At 71.1% G+C, this 19,239-nt stretch carries 12 protein-coding genes and 1 pseudogene; 4 read left to right on the top strand and 9 right to left on the bottom strand.

Going from position 1 to position 19,239, the window contains the following annotated elements:
* Positions 1-63 precede the first annotated feature (63 nt).
* From PV734_RS06315 to PV734_RS06300, 5 genes and pseudogenes are all read right to left on the bottom strand, one after another.
* Positions 64-669: an ATP/GTP-binding protein gene (locus PV734_RS06315; RefSeq protein WP_319098840.1), complete on the bottom strand. Its 606-nt coding sequence runs from the start codon at positions 667-669 to the stop codon at positions 64-66.
* A pseudogene (locus tag PV734_RS45785) lies at positions 650-840 on the bottom strand (hydantoinase B/oxoprolinase family protein); the annotation flags it as partial. The pseudogene PV734_RS45785 and the gene PV734_RS06315, both read right to left, overlap by 20 nt.
* Before the next feature lie 35 nt (positions 841-875).
* A complete protein-coding gene (locus tag PV734_RS06310; protein WP_006380241.1) occupies positions 876-1,271 on the bottom strand; it encodes a DUF742 domain-containing protein in 396 nt (131 codons plus the stop codon).
* A gap of 9 nt (positions 1,272-1,280) precedes the next feature.
* Positions 1,281-1,721 carry a roadblock/LC7 domain-containing protein gene (locus tag PV734_RS06305; RefSeq protein WP_318318697.1) on the bottom strand — a complete coding sequence of 147 codons (441 nt, stop codon included), beginning with the start codon at positions 1,719-1,721 and terminating at the stop codon, positions 1,281-1,283.
* Positions 1,718-4,594 (bottom strand): nitrate- and nitrite sensing domain-containing protein, encoded by a 2,877-nt coding sequence (locus PV734_RS06300; protein WP_319098841.1) that lies wholly within the window; start codon positions 4,592-4,594, stop codon positions 1,718-1,720. The genes PV734_RS06305 and PV734_RS06300 overlap by 4 nt, the downstream gene beginning before the upstream one ends.
* 419 nt (positions 4,595-5,013) lie before the next feature.
* Between PV734_RS06300 and PV734_RS06295 the strand changes: the two genes are divergently transcribed.
* From PV734_RS06295 to PV734_RS06280, 4 genes are all read left to right on the top strand, one after another.
* Entirely contained in the window at positions 5,014-5,586 is a 573-nt protein-coding gene (locus PV734_RS06295; protein ID WP_319098843.1) for a hypothetical protein, read from the top strand.
* Positions 5,587-6,169: 583 nt separating this feature from the next.
* On the top strand, positions 6,170-7,630 hold the full coding sequence (locus tag PV734_RS06290) for an aldehyde dehydrogenase family protein (protein WP_319093907.1): 1,461 nt from the start codon (positions 6,170-6,172) through the stop codon (positions 7,628-7,630).
* 190 nt (positions 7,631-7,820) lie between these two features.
* Positions 7,821-9,392 (top strand): APC family permease, encoded by a 1,572-nt coding sequence (locus tag PV734_RS06285; protein ID WP_319288894.1) that lies wholly within the window; start codon positions 7,821-7,823, stop codon positions 9,390-9,392.
* A gap of 46 nt (positions 9,393-9,438) precedes the next feature.
* Positions 9,439-10,989 (top strand): GMC family oxidoreductase, encoded by a 1,551-nt coding sequence (locus PV734_RS06280; protein WP_319288901.1) that lies wholly within the window; start codon positions 9,439-9,441, stop codon positions 10,987-10,989.
* A 63-nt stretch (positions 10,990-11,052) separates the two neighbouring features.
* Here the strand turns inward: PV734_RS06280 and PV734_RS06275 are convergent, their stop codons facing one another.
* The 4 genes from PV734_RS06275 to PV734_RS06260 form a co-directional block, all read right to left on the bottom strand.
* Positions 11,053-15,795, bottom strand: coding sequence for a hypothetical protein (locus PV734_RS06275; protein WP_319093909.1), 4,743 nt, complete (start codon positions 15,793-15,795; stop codon positions 11,053-11,055).
* A 62-nt stretch (positions 15,796-15,857) separates the two neighbouring features.
* Entirely contained in the window at positions 15,858-16,742 is an 885-nt protein-coding gene (locus PV734_RS06270) for a hypothetical protein (protein ID WP_319093910.1), read from the bottom strand.
* 118 nt (positions 16,743-16,860) lie between these two features.
* Positions 16,861-18,387: a hypothetical protein gene (locus tag PV734_RS06265; protein ID WP_319288893.1), complete on the bottom strand. Its 1,527-nt coding sequence runs from the start codon at positions 18,385-18,387 to the stop codon at positions 16,861-16,863.
* A gap of 132 nt (positions 18,388-18,519) precedes the next feature.
* The gene (locus PV734_RS06260; protein ID WP_319288892.1) at positions 18,520-19,215 is read right to left on the bottom strand and encodes a GntR family transcriptional regulator; all 696 of its coding nucleotides are present in this window, start codon (positions 19,213-19,215) and stop codon (positions 18,520-18,522) included.
* Between the last annotated feature and the right edge of the window lie 24 nt (positions 19,216-19,239).

The raw sequence follows: 19,239 nt of genomic DNA, 5'->3' as shown, positions 1-19,239 counted from the left end.
CCGCGGCCCGTACCCCGGTCGGCGGGGGTACGGGCCGTGCGCGTGCGGGACGGTGCGGAGCCGTCAGGTGGTGACGGCCGCGCGGCGGTCGGCCGCGTACGCCATCGCGTGCTGGACGACTCCGATGAGGACCTCCTTGACCGACTCCCGGTCGCGCGCGTCACACAGCACGAGCGGCACGTTGGGGTCGAGGTCGAGCGCCGCACGGACGGACTGCGACGGGTAACGGGCAGCTCCGTCGAAGCAGTTGACGCCGACCAGGAAGGGTATGGAGCGCCGCTCGAAGTAGTCGACCGCGGCGAAGCTGTCCTCCAGCCGGCGGGTGTCGGCGAGGACGACCGCGCCCAGCGCTCCGGTGGCGAGCTCGTCCCAGAGGAACCAGAAGCGGTCCTGTCCGGGCGTACCGAAGAGGTACAGCACGAGGTCCTCGCGGAGCGTGATGCGGCCGAAGTCCATGGCCACGGTGGTGGTGTGCTTGCCCTCCACCCCTCGGATGTCGTCGACCGGGCGGCCCGCCTCGGTGAGCAGTTCCTCGGTGCGCAGCGGTTTGATCTCGCTGACCGCGCCGACCAGGGTCGTCTTGCCCGCGCCGAATCCACCGGCCACGAGGATCTTGAGCGTGACGGGCTCGACCGGGGGCTTGCCGCGTTCAGAACGCCCGAAGATCATCGGTCTCTTCTCCTGCTTGTTCGGGATCGGTCGGCGGTGGTCCGTGGCCCCCGCCGCCGGGGGGTTTCGATGACGTCATCGGCTCGCTGCACCGGAGACGGCGAACCGCCCCTCTCCGCCGGACCATTGTCCCGCACCGCCGCTGCCGCGCCGCACCGCGAACCGTTCGAGGGGAGTGTCACGTCTCTACCCCGCTTCCGCGCTGCTCAGAGCGCTCGGAGGCCGTTGATCACATCGCGCAGAATGTTCTCGTCCACCAGTTCGGCGGGGGGCACGGGACGCGTCACATGAACCATTTCCTCGTCGACGAGGTCCCCGATGAGCACCCGCACCACGCCGATGGGGAGATTGAGTTCGGCGGCGAGTTCGGCAACCGACTGGGGAGCGTCACGACAGAGTTCGACGATGTCCACGTGTTCCGGGGACAGCGTGTGATCCGCTTCCGGGTCGTCGGCGTGCGCCTCCGCGATGACCACCGCGATCAGGTCGAGGCGGTGCTGGGCCGCATGGCTGGTGCGGCCCCGCGTCATGGCGTACGGACGGACGACCGGTCCCGCCTCGTCGTCGAACCAGTGGCTTCTGGGTTGACCGTCTCCGCTCATGTCATCCCACTACCCGCCTGCGGGCAGATCGGTGCGCGGAGCAGCCGCGAGATGCACACCGACACGCTTCACCAGGAGAGTCATCTCGTAGGCGACCTGGCCCACGTCCGAGTCCGCGTCCGACAGCACGGCCAGACAACTGCCGTCCCCGGCCGCCGTCACGAACAGGAACGCGTCGTCGAGTTCGACGACCGTCTGGCGGACGTTGCCGGCGTCGAAGTGACGCCCCACACCCTTGGCGAGGCTGTGGAATCCGGAGGCGACGGCGGCAAGGTGCTCACTGTCCTCCCGGCTGAGGTCCTTGGAGACCCCGGTGGGCAATCCGTCGCCGGAGAGCACCAGCGCTCTGCGGATGCTGGCGACCCGGTCGACGAGGTCGTCGAGAAGCCAGTTGAGCTCCCCCGACGCCTTGTCGCTCGCGGTCTGGCCGGTCGCCTTCGGTGCGGTCATCGACCGTCCCCCTTACTCGTTCCTTGTGCTGTGCCGTCCGTGGCGCCGTCGCCCACGGCGTTCTCCTCACGACCACGCTGCCAACCGCGCTGCAGCGAGGCCATTCGGCTGCGGACCTCGTCGGCGTCACGATCGAGGAGGTCCGCCCCGTCCTGGGTACGTGGGTTCATCCGTTCGGTGCGGCGCTCCGGGCCTTCCCTCAGCTGGGGAGCCAGGTTGGCCTGCCGGACCCGGCGGGGCAGGCCCGCCGGACCGGACTCGGTGGGGTCGGGCGCCGCAGGAGAGCCACCGCGCCGGTCGCGCTGCGGAAGTGCCGGGGCCTGCGGCAACGGGTCGCCGAGCCTGTCGCGGGCCGTCTCCGCTCGCCCGGCGGTGCCACGGGCGGGCAGGTCGGGACGGTCGCCGACGGGTCGGTCGCCGAAGCGCGAGGCAAGGGGTTCCACCGGCTTCCCTCTGCCGTCCCAGGGGCGCCCAGGGGACTCCGCTCGGTCGCCGAAGCCCTCACGCGGGTCGGTTTCCCGGCGGATCGCCGCCTCGCCCCGGCGGCGTGCCGGGAGCGGGGCCAGCTTGTCGGAGTCCGTCGAGCCCGTGCTCTCCACCGGCTGCTCGTCCGACGACGGGTTGCGGCGGGACGACTGCTCGGTGACCGGACGGCCGTGGGAACTGACCAGTTTGGGAGTCCGGCGGCGCGGCAGCTCCAAGGAGTCGCTCAGGTCGCCCGGGACCCCGGTGACCGAGCGTCGTGTACGGGGAAGTACGCCCTGTTCGCTGTCCGCGTCGTCGAAGGAACCGGGAAAGTCGTCGAGGGAGTCCAGGTCGACCGGCGCCTCGAGTTCGACCGGCCCGTCGATGAGCGAGGGGGGCAGGCCGGGGAGGCGCACGGGCGCCGGGGAGAGCGCGGCCCTGCGGCTCCCCTCGAACTCGGCCTCTTTGGAGGGCTGCGCGCGGTCGAGGCGGAAGCCGATGCCGTTGGTGTCCGGGACGTCGTCCGTGAGCAGCGCGTCGGGGACGAAGACAACGGCCGTCGTACCACCGTACGGGGACGGCTGGAGGGAGACCCGGACGTTCTGCCGCTGGGCGAGCCGGCTGACGACGAACAGGCCGAGCCGGTCCGTGTCGGACAGTTCGAACTCGGGTGTCTCGGCGAGCCGCAGGTTGGCGTCGAGAAGTGCTTCCGCGGCCATGCCCAGACCCCGGTCGTGGATCTCCAGGGTGAAGCCGTTGGCGACACGTTCACCCAGAACCTGGATGGCGGTGTGCGGGGGCGAGAACACCGTGGCGTTCTCCAGGAGTTCGGCCACGAGGTGCGTCAGGTCGGCGACGGCAGGTCCGGTGACGGCCATGCGCGGCAGCCTGCGGACCTCGATGCGCTCGTAGTCCTCGACCTCGGCGACGGCCGCGCGGACGACGTCCATCAGCTGGACGGGTTTGCGCCACTGCCGGGAGGGGGCGGCCCCGGAGAGGATCACCAGGCCTTCGGCGTGCCGGCGCATACGGGTGGTCAGGTGGTCGAGGCGGAACAGGTCGGCGAGTTCGTCTGTGTCCTCGGTCCGGCGTTCCATGGTGTCGAGCAGGGTGAGCTGCTTGTGCAGCAGGACCTGGCTTCGCCGCGCGAGGTTGACGAAGACCTCCGAGACTCCGGAGCGGAGTTCGGCCTGTTTGACAGCCGCCTCGACGGCCGCGCGCTGCAGGGTGTTGAGGGCCTGACCGACCTCGCCGATCTCGTTCTTGTCGTACTCGAGGCGCGGGACCTCGGTCTCCACGTCGACCTGCTCGCCGGCCGACAGACGGCGCATCACGCTCGGCAGTCGTACGCCGGACGCCTCGTGGGCCTCAAGGCGCAGTCGGCGCAGGTCGCGGATGAGGGCGCGGCCGATGCGTACGGACAGGAAGAGCGAGAACAGCAGGGCGACCAGTCCGAGGACGCCGGCGACGACGGCCTTGACGATGACACCGGTCACGACCGGGCGGACCCGGTCCTGATAGCGGTCGCCCGACTCGTCGTTGAGCTTGCGCAGTTCGTCGAGGACGTCGCCCGCGGTGGTGTCCCAGCTCTTCGCCGTGACGCCTCTCGGGTGGCCGGACTCGGTGCCGATGGCGGCCTGTTCGGCCACGCGCAGCGGCGCGGTGGAAGCGTTCTTCCAGAACCGGTCGTAGCGTGCGCGGTCGGCCAGCGGGAGCAGCGGCAGGCTGACGTCGTACATGACGGTGCGCTGAGCCACGAGGTCGGAGATGTCGCGGGACTCGTCGCGGGAGAGTCTGCCGACGACCAGGGCCGAGCCGAGCAGGGCGTCCTCGCGGGAGAGCAGTTCGCGGGCGCGAGCGGTGTTGACGAGCGCCCGGGCCTGCTTGTCCATCTCCAGGTTGTCGATGATGTGCAGGTTGGCGAGCAGGACGTAACAGGGGTCGACCAGGCGGTTGTAGAGGTCTAGAGCCTGGGACCGGGTGACGGTGCCCTCCTCGACGCTGCGGCGCAGCGGGCCGATACCGTCGAACGCCTCAAGGACGGCGGTGAGTCGCTCGCCGTCGCTGTCGCTGATCGAGTTGCGCACGTCGGCCTTGTCGGCGTTGGCGCGGATCTTGTCGATGACCCCGTCGGTGGCGGTGCGGCTGCGCCGCAGGGCGGCCAGCGCGTCCGAGGCACGGGGGTCGGCGAGATAGACGAGGGTCTGGCGGCGCTCCTGCTGAAGCACGCGTACGGCGTCCTCCGTGGGGTAGCTGACCTTCTCCACGATCGACGAGACGTTGAACAGCTCGGCCGCCTCACGACCCGTGAGCACTGTGGCGAAGCCCCAGATCGCGGTCAGGGACACCAGCGGCACGAGAAGCAGCGCCACGATCTTCCGGCGGATGGACTTCCCGCGAAAGCGCATGGCCTCCCCCAGCTCGCCCCCGTCGACGCGGGGGTACACATGTGCGTCAATAATCGGCGTGAGCCTACTACTGACCCACAGATAACTCGAAGACCTGTCTGGGTACTGAACTGCCGTGCTCCCGGCGAGACATGGCGAGTTGTCCTGTCATTGCGGGAGATTGCCCACTCGAATCCGGCACCGACCACACAACGGCATCCCTGGGCCAACTTGGCCGTTTGGCTGGATTTTTACGTTTGACGGGAATCTTCGAGACACGCTGATCGTCTTTGTACATGGGCAATGGGTGGTGGAACCGTCTGCAGTTCCGCGTCCCGCGTCCAGACCGCGTAAAACAGCGTTAGCCGGGCAACCACTGGGGAGCCGGTGTCACCGACACCGGGACGGGCGGGGTGCTGGGCGGTGGGGAGTGACACGTGATGGACACGGCGGAACGACGCGAAGCGCTCGGGAGCGACGTGGCGGCGCCTTTGGTGGTGCACGAAGGCGGCAGGAGCATCAGCGCGAGTCGGAAAACGGGCGGCGGTGGCGAACCGTCCACCGCCTCCGGGGAGACCGGGGAACTCCCTTCGTCCGCACGGACGGAGACCCGGCAGGCTTACCGGCCACTGTGGGTGGAGGAGCCCGCGCGTCGGCGCCGTCTGCCGGATCCGGTGCGTACGGCGGCCGTTCGGGCGGTGCTCGTCATCTCGGTCACGCTGATCCAGGCGATGGTGGCCTTCCTGTCCACGCTCGCCGGCTCCTGGCTGGCCTTCCCGATGGTGATCAGCAGCGTGGCCAGCACCGTCGTGGCCACCTGGGCGGTGCTCGACGTATGGGTGACCCGCCAGGTCTGGAACCAGCGCAACGGCGTGGTGTCGATCCCGAGCAGCACGGCGCGGGCGCTGCGACGCGAGCGCCGCAAGGCGCGGCGGCAAGCACGGGTGACCGCCAGGACCCAGGAGCGCATACGCAGGCAGAGCGGCGGGTCCGGGCAGCTGTCGCACTCCTAGCAGGCGCCCGGGCGAGTGGGCCCCGGGTGGGCAGGGCGACAGGGACGCGTCCGGGCCGCGCCGGCCCGGGCCTGTGTGGCGTGCTCGTCGCCATGGAGGCATCCCCCACGCCCGGCGGAGCGAGCCCGCACGAACTAGCGCGGGCGGCCGTACGAGCGTCACGTTCCGCCGGTGTGAGCGCCACAGCCAATAGCTGATCGCCGAAGGCGTCACGAGGCGCCGCCGCGCGACGGTTCGGCCCGCCCTCACCGCTGCCTCCCGCCGCGATCAGCACCGTGCTCGGCAGCACTCCCCCTCGGTTCCGACGTCGTCGGAGTCGAGGACTCCCCTGGCGCGGGATCGAGCTGACTTTCGATTCCCGCCGGCGTGTGCCGCCGCCGACGACATCGCGAGCGCGCCCGAACGGTGGTGTGCTGGTGCCGGACGAAGGGGTCACCAGGGGAACCGCTCCTTTCGGCCATGGCCCGCCGACCTCCCGGCCAGACGTGTCGAAGATCACATTTGGCATGAATCGGCGTCGGCCGGTAAGGCGCCCTCCCGCAAGGGCGCCTTCGATGCGGCGCTGACCAGGAGGAACGAGAACATGCCCGAACTCTTCATCGGCGGTACGTGGAGGTCAGCGCTCGACGAGCGCACCAGGGAGATCCGCTGTCCCGCCGACGGCTCTCTGGTCGGTGTCGTCGACGAGGCGGGCGGCAAGGACACGGTGGAGGCCATCACCGCCGCACGCCGCGCCTTCGACGAGGGCCCCTGGCCCGGTACACCGGCGAGCGAGCGCGGTGACCTGCTGCTGCGCGTCGCCGACCTCATGGTCCGCGACAAGGACGAACTGGCCCGCGCGGAATCCCTCGACACCGGAAAACGCCTGGTGGAGAGCGCCTACGACATCGACGACATCGTCAACTGCTTCCGCTACTTCGGCCGGCTCGCGGCAAGCGAGACCGGGCGGGTCATCGACACCGGCTCGCCGGGCGTGGACAGCCGGGTCGTGTACGAGCCGGTGGGTGTCTGTGCCCTGATCACCCCGTGGAACTATCCGCTCCTCCAGACCGCGTGGAAGGTCGCTCCGGCGCTCGCGGCCGGGAACACCTTCGTCCTCAAGCCGAGCGAGCTGACCCCGCACACCGCGATCCGTCTGATGCGGCTCCTGGAGGAGGCCGGACTGCCCCCGGGCGTGGCCAACCTCGTCCTCGGCGCCGGCCCGGAGGCGGGCGCACCGCTCGGCGACCATCCGGGCGTCGACCTTCTCTCCTTCACGGGCGGACTCCAGACGGGCCGCAGGCTGATGGCCGCCGCGGCCGGCACCGTGAAGAAGGTCGCGCTCGAACTCGGCGGCAAGAACCCCAACATCGTCTTCGCGGACGCCGACTTCGACACCGCCGTCGACATGGCGCTCACCGCGGTGTTCCTGCACTCCGGACAGGTCTGCTCGGCCGGGGCCCGGCTGCTGGTGGAGGACTCGCTGCACGACCGTTTCGTCGACGAGGTCGTCCGGCGGGCCCAGCTGATCCGTCTCGGCGGCCCGTTCGACGAAGAGGCCCAGACCGGCCCGCTGATCTCCGAGGCCCATCGCGCGAAGGTCGAGGCGTATGTCGCCCAGGGCCTGGCCGAGGGCGCGGTCCTGCGCTGCGGCGGGGCGCGTCCCGAGGGGCTCGACGACGGCTTCTACTACCCGCCGACGGTGCTCGACGAGTGCGACGCCCGGATGGCCGTCGTACAGGAGGAGTCGTTCGGGCCGGTGCTCACCGTGGAACGGTTCACGGACGAGGCCGAGGCGGTCCGGCTCGCCAACGACACCGTGTACGGGCTCGCCGGAGGCGTCTTCACCACCGACGAGGCCAAGGCCCAGCGGGTCGCGGCCCGGTTGCGGATCGGCACGGTGTGGATCAACGACTACCACCCGTACGTCCCCCAGGCGGAGTGGGGTGGCTACAAGCAGTCCGGCTTCGGCCGTGAACTCGGCCCCTCGGGACTCGCCGAGTACCGCGAGGCGAAGCACATCTATCGCAACACCGATCCGTCTCCGCAGGGCTGGTTCTCGTAGCGCCACCTGCGCGCCCTTTTCGCGCCCTGTTCGCACCGCCCTTGATCACAGCGCCTCTGATCGCACCGTTCCCCTGGTGCGTGTCCTGAATGTGCGCCCCCACCCTCCACCACCACCGATCCCACCCCTTCATCCCGGCACCCGCAACGAGCCGCTCCCTCCCCTTCCCCGGTCCCCCAGGAGTCCGCTCATGGCACCCACCGAACAACCAACAGGCCCAGGGCACACGGACGACGCCGAACTCGCCGAGTTCGGATACAAGCCCGAACTCAAGCGCACCCTCGGCAACTTCCACACCTTCGCGGCCGGGATCAGTTACATCTCGATCCTGACCGGCACCTTCCAGCTGTTCTACTTCGGCTACGGCAGCGGCGGTCCCGCCTACTGGTGGTCGTGGCCGATGGTGTTCGTCGGCCAGTTCATGGTCGCGCTCTGCTTCGCGGAGCTGGCCGCCCGCTATCCCGTGGCGGGCTCGGTCTACAACTGGTCGAAGAAGATCGGCAATCCGCATCTGGGCTGGCTCGCCGGCTGGATGATGCTGATCGCCTCGATCGTGTCGATCGCCGCGGTGGCGCTCGCCTACCAGCTCACGTTGCCGCAGATCTCCAGCGTGTTCCAGATCGTCGGTGACGGCACCGGCAAGTACGACGTGGCGACCAACGCGGTGATCCTGGCCGGCGTGCTGATCCTGTTCACGACCGTGGTGAACGCCTTCGGCGTCAAGCTGATGGCCACGATCAACACGGCGGGTGTCTTCATCGAGCTCGTCGCCACCGTGGTGCTGATCGTCCTGTTCGCCGTGCACATCACCCGAGGCCCGCAGGTCGTCACCCAGACGAACGGCACGGGCGCGGGCCACGGCGCCGGCTATCTCGGCGCGTTCCTGGTGGCCTCGCTGGCGTCCGCGTACGTCATGTACGGCTTCGACACCGCCGCCTCTCTCGGTGAGGAGTCCCGGGACCCGTCCCGGAACGCGCCCCGCGCCATCATCCGGGCGATCGTCGCCTCCTTCGTCCTCGGCGGCCTGATCCTCCTTCTCGCGCTGATGAGCGTCTCCAGCCTGAAGGGCAAGGAGCTGTCCACGGACGGTCTGCAGTACGTCGTGCTCGACGTGCTCGGGCCGACGGCCGGCAAGGCGATGCTGTGGTGCGTGCTGATCGCGGTCACCGTCTGCGCGCTGGCCGTCCACACGGCGGCGATCCGGCTGGCGTTCGCGATGGCCCGCGACAACAACCTCCCGGCGTCCTCCCTGCTCGCGAAGGTCAGCCCGCGTTTCCAGACACCGGTGCTGCCCGCCGTGATCGTCGGTGTGCTGGCGCTGGCGATCCTGGTGGTCAACATCCGCCAGCCGCAGATCTTCACCGTCGTCACCAGCATCGGCATCATCATGATCTACCTCGCCTATCTGGGCGTGACCGTACCCATGCTGGTGGCACGGCTCCGCGGCAGGTGGCAGCCGGCCGGCGACGGCAAGTTCTCGCTGGGCCGCTGGGGCCTGCCGGTCAACATCGGAGCGGTGATCTGGGGCGGCGCCATGACGACGAACCTGATCTGGCCCCGGGCCTCGGTCTACAACGCCACCGCCCCCTTCCACTGGTACCTCCAGTGGGGCGCCGTGCTGTTCGTCTCGGTCATCGCGGGTGGCGGTTTCGCCTACTACTGGTTCGTCCAGCGGCACCGCACGGGTGTGCTCGCCGGACACCGTCTCGAGGGAACCCCGGCCGCGCCGGCGGCTCCCCTCGCCGCCCCGGCGGCCGACTGAAGGAGGTCGAGCACTGATGGAGCAATCCCCCATGGACCAGTCACTCATGACCACCGACGAGTTCGACTACGTGGTGGTGGGCGGTGGCACCGCCGGCAACGTGGTGGCCGCGCGGCTCTCCGAGGACCCGTCCGTCACCGTGTGCGTACTGGAAGCGGGCCCCAGCGACGTCGGCGACGACGACGTCCTCAGACTCGAACGCTGGATGGGCCTGCTGGAGTCCGGCTACGACTGGGACTACCCGGTCGAACCGCAGGCCAGCGGCAACAGCTTCATGCGGCACGCCCGCGCGAAGGTACTCGGCGGCTGTTCCTCCCACAACTCCTGCATCGCCTTCTGGGCCCCGGCCGAGGATCTCGACGACTGGGCGGCGGCAGGCTGTACGGGCTGGAGCGCGAGCGACCTCTTCCCGCTCTACCGGCGCCTGGAGACCAACGACGCCCCCGGCGACCACCACGGCCGCACCGGCCCGGTGAAGCTCCGTACGGTGAAGAGCGAGGACCCGTGCGGCGCCGCCCTGCTGGAGGCCTGCGCACAGGCGGGCATCCCCACCACGCCCTTCAACAGCGGGAACACCGTGCTCCGCGGGGCCAACTGGTTTCAGATCAACTCCGACGAGAACAACATCCGCCAGTCGTCCTCCGTCGCCTATCTCCACCCTGTCATGGGCAGGCGGCCGAATCTGGAGGTACGGACAGGGGTGCGGGCGAAGCAGCTCGTGCTGGAGGGGCGCCGATGCGTGGGCGCCGAGTACCTCGACCCCGATCTCATCCACACCAGGACCGTACGGGCGCGCCGCGAGGTCATCGTGTCCTGCGGGGCGATCGACACCCCGAAGCTGCTCATGCTGTCCGGTATCGGACCGGCCGAACAGCTGCGCGAAGTCGGCGTCGAGGTGGTCGTGGACTCCGCGGGCGTCGGTGAGAACCTGCAGGACCACCCCGAGGGCGTCATCATGTGGGACGCGAAGCAGCCGATGCCCACGACGTCCAACCAGTGGTGGGAGGCGGGCATCTTCTACGACACCGAACCGGGCCTGGACCGGCCCGACCTGATGTTCCACTACGGCTCGGTGCCGTTCGACATGAACACGGCGCGTTGGGGCTATCCGACCTCGGAGAACGCGTTCTGCCTCACCCCCAACGTGACCCGGGCGAAGTCGCGCGGCACGGTGCGGCTGCGTACCCGCGACTACCGGGACAAGCCGATGGTCGATCCGCGGTACTTCACGCACGAACACGACGCGCGGGTGATGACGTACGGGCTGAAGCTGGCTCGCCGGATCGCCGCCCAGCCGGCGCTGAGCGGCTGGGCGGGGGCGGAGCTGGCCCCCGGGCCGGATGTCCGGACGGACGACGAGCTGCTGGACTACATCCACAAGACCCACAACACCGTCTACCACCCGGCCTGCACGGTGAAGATGGGCGCAGACGACGACGCGTCGGCTCCGCTGGACGCGCGGCTGCGCGTCAAGGGGGTCACCGGGTTGCGGGTTGCTGACGGGTCGGTGATGCCTGATCTGGTGACGGTGAACCCGTGCATCACGACGATGATGATCGGGGAGAAGTGCGCCGACCTTTTGAAGGGTGACGCGTAGGGGTGGTGCGGGCCGTGGGGAACTGCCGCGCCGTTGTGGCTGGTCGCGCAGTTCCCCGCGCCCCTACGGAGTTGCCCCTGAGGGAGTCGACTGTGTCGGGCGTTTGAACATTCTCGTCGCCGTGATTTCGCTGTGCACGGCGTCCCCCTCTCCGGCCGGGGCCTGTTGAGGCAGTCCCGGCCGGAGGTGTTCCTCGACGCTGATGTACTTCAGACCGGCGCGGAGGTCGGCGTCGTTGCGGAGGCGGATGACGAGGGGGAACTCGGCGAGCGCGGTCGTGTCGAACAGGCCGGTGGTGTAGAGGAGTTGGACGCCGAGTGCGTCGGACACGGCTCGCTGGAGCTCCAGCAGGTAGGTCGCGTTGGCTCGCCCGATGGGGTTGTCGAGGAACAGCGTCCCGGCGTGCCGGTGCTTGTCGCGGCCCCGGTCGTTACTGCGGAGCGCCGCCATGGTGCAGTACAGGGCGATGGCCGCGGTGAGCAGCTGACCGCCCGAGAACACGTCGCCCATCTGCCCGACAGGCACACGTTCGGCGCGCAGTACGGCGTCGGGCTTGAGGATCTCGACAGCGATGCCCTTGGGCTGGAGGGCGGCACCGACTCCCCTCAGGAGCAGGGACATTCCGTCCCGGCGCAGGTCGGAGTTCTTCTTCACGGCCGCCCGGGTCGCCTCGTCGACGACCTCGCCGAGCCGCTCCGTGAGTGTCGCCTGGTCGGGCTCCTCGAACCGGATGCGCAGGAACTCCTGCCCGGACCACTCGCCGAGCCCCTCGGGCAGCCGGGACAGCCGCTGCGCGGACCGCAGGGTGGCCAGCGACGACTCCACCAGGCCGCGCAACCGGTCCACGATCGAGTCCCGGTTGCGCTCCAGCTGCGCCAACTCGTCGGTCAGGACCCGGAGTCGGGGTGCGAAGGCGTCGGCCCACTTCTGCGCGTGCTCGGGCAGCGCGGACGCGGGCAGCTCACGGATCTGCTGTCGGGCGGGGGTGCGCACCGCCTCGTACCGTGTGGAGTTGGCATGCCGTACGAGAATGTCGCTCGCCTCGCGCACGGCGGCCTCGGCCGCGGACAGGTCGGCGGCGCAGCCGCGCAGGGAGCGGCGGGCCTCGGCGGCAGACTGCCGTGCTTCCTCCGGGCTGCCGGGGTAGGGCGCCGGGGCTTCCTGTTCATCGTCCGAGGCGTGCTCGCGCAGCAGGTCGCGGAGCATCGCGGCGATCTCGTCGAACCCGGAGGCCGCGTCCTCGGCTGCCCGGTGGGAGCCGAGAAGTTCGGCGTGCGCCTGCCTGGCCCGGGCCAACGCCTCGGTACGGGACGCGAGTTCGGCGGTGGCGGTGCGCAGCAGTGCCTGAGCGTGTTCGGCGTCGCGCGGGACGAGTTCCTCGGCCAGCTCGGTGTGCGCCTCGCCGTCCTCGGGCGCGTGCCGCTCGGCCTCGCCGCGCAGCCGCCCGAGCTGCTCACTGGCCGTGGACACCCGGGTCTCCAGGAGCTGGACGAGTTCCTCGGCCCGCGCGGAGGCGGCCTGCCGGGACGGTCCGTCGGATCCCTCGGGCGCCTGCAGCAACTGCTCGGCGCGCGTTCGCACCTTGTTGCTCAGCCGGTCCAGGTCCGCGCGCGCGGCGCTCTCGTCGCTCTCGGAGCGTGCCTGCTCCGCCCGCAGGTCGGCCCCGACCCCGACCTTCTCGTACAGCTGCGAGGCGGCCCGATAGGCCTCGCGGAGGGCGGGCAGGGACGACTTCGCGGCGTCCTCGTCGGCTTCCGGCAGATCATCGGGGGCGCCGGCGATCTCCGCGCGCTCGGCGCGCAGGGCGCGAGCCGTGCGGCGCGCGTCGTCGGCGGCGCGCTGAACGGCGCGCCGGTCCTCGTCGGCGGACCGGGCACGCTCCAGGCAGACCTGGGCGCGGGCCTCCGACTCGACAGCCTCGTCGGCCAGTTCACGCACCTTGACCTGCCAGCCGGCGCGTTCACGCAAGCGGTACGCCAGGCCGGCGAGCGCGTCGGCGGCGCGCCGGGCCCGCTGGGCGGCCTCCTGCCGCTCCTCCCGGACCCGGGACGCCTCACTCGCCACCTCGTCGGCCTCGGCCCGCACGGTCCGCGCCTCGGCCAGCTCGGCCTCGGCCTCCTCGGCGAAGGCACGCGCGTCGTGCGCGGCTCGGGCCAGCTCGCCGAGCCGCCCGGCCGGACAGCCGGTGCGCCAGGAGGCGAGCCGCGCGCCCAGTTCACGGTCCTTGCCGAGCCGCGCGGCGAGCGTGCGGATCTCCTCCTCCCGCTCACCCGCCCGGGCCCGCAGCGCCTGCCGTTCCTCGTCGGCGGCGTGCTCGTCGTGCATGGCCGGGTTCGGCGGTACGAGGAACACGTCGCCGTCGCCCGGTCCGGGGGCCGGGGTCGGGGCGAGCAGGGCGGCTGCCGTACCGACCGCCACGGCCGACCGGGGCAGCAGGGCCGCGTCGGCGAGGGCCTCGCGGGCACGCGCGTGCGTGCCGGGGTCGGTGATGATGACGCCGTCGACGAGTTCGGGGCGGGCGGCCAGCACGCGCGCGTGGTCGACGGGGTCGACGGCCTGGGCGAGATAGCGCCAGCCGGGCAGTGCGGGAATGCCGTGCTCGCCGAGGAACTCGACGGTCGCCAGCACATCGGGGCCGGCCGGCAGCAGCCCGCCGTCACCGAGCGCGCCGAGGATCCGGGCGTCGTCGGCGGCGGCGGTCCGCAGCTCGAAGAGCTGCCGCTCGGCGGAGGTGACACCGCCGTCGAGGAGTTCATGGAGTTCGTCGGCGAAGCGGTCCAGCTCCTCGGGGGTCAGGTGGCCTTCGCCGGCGGCACGGGGGGAACCCTTCACCGCTGCCCCGGCCGCACCGTCGGACCCGTCCGCGCCGGTGTCGGCGCCGCCCTGGCTCTCGCCCTCGCCCTCACTCGCGCCGTGCTGACGCGGCACCGCGGCCCGTCCCCGCTGACGCGTGCCGCCGACGGACGGCAGGCTCAGCAGGTCGGCGAGCCGTTCCTCCGCCGCCAGGGCCTCGGCGGTGCGCAGCTCGGCCTCGTACGCACGCTCGGCCGCCGTGGCGGCGTCCGCCGCGCGGGCCGCCGTCAGCTCCGCGCGGGACTCGGCGGACGCCGTCTCCCGCGCGTGCTCGGATGCCCGCCCGGACGCTTCACGGGAGGTGTCCCAGGCCTCTACGGCCGCCTTCTCGGCGTCGCTGGCGGCGAGCGCTGCCCGGGCCGGGTCCGCGTCGGGAGCGCTGTCGTCGAGCCAGCCCGCGCGCACCGCCTCGGCGGTCTCCTGCTCCACCTCGCTGAGCCGCTGCCGCAGATGCCCGACCTCGCTGCGGGCGCGCTGTGCCTCGGTGGCCGCGCCGGTCGAGTCCCGGTGGGCGACCTCGCTGATCTCCTGAAGGGCTGCGGACCGCTCCTCCTCCTCGTTGGCCAGCGCCTCCGCGCCCTCCGCGGCCGAGTGCAGCGCCCGTACGAGGTCCACGGCGGCCTTGGCGCGGGCGGCGAGCGCCGGGGCCGCGTCCCGTTCGGCCTCGCGGATCGCGACGGCCACGCGCGCGGAGCGGTCGGCGGCGGCGCGGTGCCGCAGGACGAGCTCGGCGGCCTGCCAGGCGGAGTGCATGGTGCGCGCGTCGGCGAGTTCGCGTTTCTGTGCGGCTGCCGTCTTCTCCGCCGCGGCGAGGGCCAGGGACGCATGCCGGAAGGCGAGTTCGGCGGCGACCAGCGCGCTGCGCTCCCGCCCACCCTCGGAGTGGGTGACGGTGTACGCCGCCGCGGTGACCCGCTGGGCGAGGTCACCGGCCCTGACACGCTCCTGGACGCCCCGCGCGGACAGCCGCCGGGCCAGGGTGCGCGTCCGGCGCTCCGCACCGGTGTGGACGTCCCGCGCGCGGGAACGTGTTTCCGCTGCTTCGACGATGCGGCCGAGCAGGTCCACGGACCCGGCGGTGAAGTCCCGTTCGGCGATCAGTTCGGACCGTCGCCCCAGCTTGTTGCCGAAGCCTCCGACCAGGTCGGCGAGCCCGTCCGTGTCCCGGGTGTCGGTGACCGCGCGCAGCAGCAGGTCGGTGAAGTCGGAGTCCTTCTTGACCGCGAAGAGGCCGGCAGCCTCACCCTCGTCGGCGTTCATCTCCCGCTGGTAGCGGAAGAGTTCGGGGTCGAGACCCAGTTCCCCCAGATGCTCGACCCAGCGGTCGTGGATCTCCTCCCAGTGCACTTCGAGATGCGGATACGCCTTGCCCGCGTCGGTGATCGCGTCCCGGAAGCCCTTCATCGTGCGGCGCCGCCCCTGGGCACCGGAGGCGCCCTCCACCGGCGGCCGTACGGCGGTGGACTCGGCGACGGGCAGGTTGTCGAGGCTCAGCCCCGGACCGGGCCGGAAGGAGTACCAGGCCTCGGCGAACTTCCGCGGGTCGTTGGAGACCTGCCGCCCCCGCCACTCGCTCGCCTTGCCGACCACCACCAGCTCACCGGTGAGCGTGTGCTGCCACTCCAGGACCACATGTCCGCAGTCGTCGGCGAGCAGGAACTTCCGCAGCACACCGGAGCTGGCTCCACCGAGCGTGTTGCGGTGCCCGGGGAGCATCACGGAGAAGATCAGCTTGAGGAGTACGGACTTGCCGCCGCCGTTCTCCAGGAAGAGCACGCCGGCCGGCGCGGGCCGACGCGGGGGTCCCACGGGCTCGTCCTGGAAGAACTCCGCCTGGGTTGGCGCGGGGTCGGGCACCGGCGCACCGACTCCCCGCAGGTCAAGCACGGTGTCGGCGTAGCGCGCACCGGCAGGACCGATGGAGTAGAGGCGGACCCGGGACAGCTCGTACATGGCGGACTCTCGTAGTCGTAAGGGAGTAGTCGGGCTGGGGGTGAAGGCGGTCGGAACGGTGGTCAGGAGTGGTGGAAGGGCAGTCCGGCGTCGGCCACCAGCTCAAGGTCGTCGGTGTCCTCGGCGGGCAGCAGCGTCGGTGTCCCGTCGGTGACCGGCACGACGCCCAGCTCCAGCAGCTCGGCCATGGCCGCGTTGCCCGCCATGTCGCGGACCTGCAGCTGGTAACGAGCCGTTGTCCGGTACGTACCGCCGTTGTCGTCGCCGGTGCGTTGGAGGAAGCCGGAGTCGGTGAGGAAGCCGACGGCCTTGCCGACGATGCCGGTGGTCGAACCGGCCGGTCTCCGCGCGTCCTTGGTGACCCCCGTCGCGCTGCGCCTCATCCAGATCCGCCAGGCGGCTTCGAGTCCCGGGGCGTCACTGACCGGGTCGGTGATCTCGCCCTGTGCCTCGGCCCGCTCCTCCAGCCGCCGACAGGCCTGCCGTACGAAGGCCTCGACGCCGTTGACGGTGACGCGCCCGATGTAGCCGTCGTCGGCGAGGTCCTCGGGCCGCGGAAACGCCATGGCGGCCACGGCGAGGTGGGCGAGCCCGTGCAGAAAACGGTCCGATCCGTCGGCGGAGGTACGACGGGCGTAGTCCCCCATCCGAACGGCGAACACGGAGTCCTCGGCGGCGGTCACCGCCATCCCCGCGCGCGGGGACACCTCCAGCACCACCAGCCCCAGCCCGGCGGCCACGGCGTCGGCGAGCCGGGCGAAGGCCGAGTCCTCGCGGTACCGCCGCAACAGCTCGGCGTACTCCTGGTCCCGGGCGGGCTGCAGCTTGGGCTGCAGCCCGAAGGCGACCAGCCGCGCGGCATCGGCGGCATCGCCAGGAGTGATCACAGCAGCGGCAGCCGGCGTGGCAACAGCCTCCGCCTCACTCCACTCGACCTGCTCGTTCACAGCTGAGGCTCCTCGGGGTTCTGATGATCGGACGGGCGGACAAGCGCCCCTACAGGGGCGCGGGGAACTGCGCGACCAGCCACAACGGGCCCGCAGCCAGGCGACAACATCAGCCCCGTCACGCCGCCTCCGACCTGCCTGCGGCCATCCCCACGGTGTCCAGCAACGCCATCCCCACAATCAGATCCGCACCCCCGAACTCCGGATCGTCCAGCTCCGTCCCGTCATCGACAGCGAACAACAACCTCTCCTCGCCCTGCCGATAAGCCGTCCCGACCGGTGGGCTGGCCGCGTGTACGGCCAACAGCGCCACCAGATAAGGGAGTTCCGCGTCCCGGAGTCGCGCCTCGGCGAGCAGCCCCGACAGCCTCCGAGGCGCGTCCGCGGGCAGGTCCAGCAACTCCATCGCCGCCGCCAGCTGTTCCTCGCTGAAGCGGCTGTCGTCCGGTGTGGCGATCAGATCCGGCTCCGGCATCTCGGCCCCGAGGTGCTCCCGCTCCAGTGGCGGGGTCAGCAGGATGTCCACGAGGTCGCCGACCCGGACCGACACCGGCGTACGAAGCCCCGTCCCGCGCGCGAAGAACGCGTTGGTGACCCGCACCGCCGCCTCCAGGGGCAACGGCAGCACAGGGGCGACCAGATGGCCGTACAGGTCTATCCCCGAGGACGTCATCGGGGTCGCGAAGGCCTGCCGGTCCTGTTCCGCGCGGAACAGGGGTCCCGCTTCGAGGAGGCGGGACTGGAGGAGAGTGTGCCGCCGGATGCAGTCCTTCACGATGTCGACGAGTTCGGCGGCGCGCCGCTTCTGCTCCGGGTCCTCGGACTCGTCACGGGCCTTGCGGATGTTGGTCAGGATCGCGTTCTCGTGGCGGTACCGGTCGGCGACGTGGTCGAGCGCTTCGGCGATCATGTCGGGGACGGTCTGGAGCCAGTCCACCGCGCGCACGTTGCGCCGGGTCGCGTCCAGGGCCCTGCGCAGGATCTCCGAGTACTGCACGGTGCGGTAGCGGGCCTGCTCCGCGGCGAGCTGGGCGTCGGCCAGCCGGCCCCTGCTGATGAGCACCTCCAGCTTGACCTCGGCGGCGATCTGGGCGCTGGTGACATCGGTGTCGAGGGCGCCGACGAGCACGTTGACGGCCTCGTCCGTCGTACGGAGGTAGACGCTGCCGCCGTACCCCGGGACCTCTTCGATCAGCTTGAAGTCGTAGTCACGGCGTACATATGTGCCGTCCGGCGCGAACGTGCCGTACACGGCCCGGAAGCCGCGGTCGACGCTGCCGACGTTGATGAGGTTCTCCAGCACCCAGCGGGCGACGCGCTCGTGTTCGCCGACGGGCCGCCGCGGGGCCTGGGCGGCGATGCGCGGGATGAGGCGGGCGACGATCTGGTCGTGGTCGGCGCCCGTGTCGAAGTCCATGTTCAGGGTGACCAGGTCGATGGCCGCGAGGGCCACCTCCGCCATGCCGTACACCGAGTACTCGCCCGCGAGATTGGCCTTGCGCGCGTCCAGGTCGTGCAGCGGGGCCGTACAGGCGAGCGCGCGCAGGCGCCGCGCCAGTCCCTCGTCGGCGGCCGGGCCCGGAGCGGGGCGCGGCCCCGCGCTGAGCTGGGGCGGAACGCTGTCCGTCGATGCAGGCGAAGTCACGGTGCCCAGACTAGGTCCTCGGTCTGACAACTCCCCAAACGACGCGGATCGCCTCCGGCGGGCGGACAGGGGCCACCGGCCGCCGGTCGTCGGCGGGCCGGCGGGGGCCGGTCGCGCGGTTCCCAGCGCCCCTCAGGCCTCCTCGCCCACCCGGCGCCGGTAGGCGTCCACCACCCGCTCCAGCGAGTCGGCGAGATACACCGCGAGCAGTTCCTCGGCCTCGGCCCTGTTCCCTCGTTCGAGCGCCCGCAGTATCTGCTGGTTGCGGGCGAGATAGGGCTCGTGGAGGCGCCGCGGGTCGTCCACGACGTGGAAGGCGAGGCGCAGTTCGGCGAAGACGCTGCGCATCAGTTCGTCGGTGCGGGCGCTGTCGGCCAGCGCGACGAGTTCGCCGTGGAAGTGGATGTTGGCCGTACCCAGCCTTTTCCAGTCACTGTCGCGTACGGCCCGCTGCCCCTCCTCGACGGCGGCGGCGAGGTTCTCCAGGGCGTACGGCGGCTCTCCGAGACCGCGGACCACGGCGCACTCGACGAGGGCGCGGGTGCGGTAGATGTCCTCGACGTCCTCGACCGCGAGGACGCGCACGAAGACGCCCCTGTTCAGCTCGTGGATCAGCAGGCGTTCATGCGTGAGCAGGCGGAACGCCTCGCGCAGCGTGTTGCGGGAGACCCCGAGGGCCCCGCCGATGCTGTCCTCGGAGAGCCGGGTCCCGGGCGGGAAGTAGCCGTCGGCGATGCGGCTCCTGAGGATGTCCGACACCCGCTCGGCGGTGCTGGTGCGCCCGAGGAGCGCGCGGTCGTCGGCCAGTCCCGTCAACTGCTCTGCCATGCCCGGAATTCAATCGTAGATACG

The organism is Streptomyces sp. AK08-02 (genome assembly GCF_033795085.1).
Lineage (GTDB): Bacteria > Actinomycetota > Actinomycetes > Streptomycetales > Streptomycetaceae > Streptomyces > Streptomyces echiniscabiei.
The sequence above is the reverse complement of the archived record's forward strand: the minus strand, read 5'-3'. Positions and strand labels throughout refer to the sequence as shown.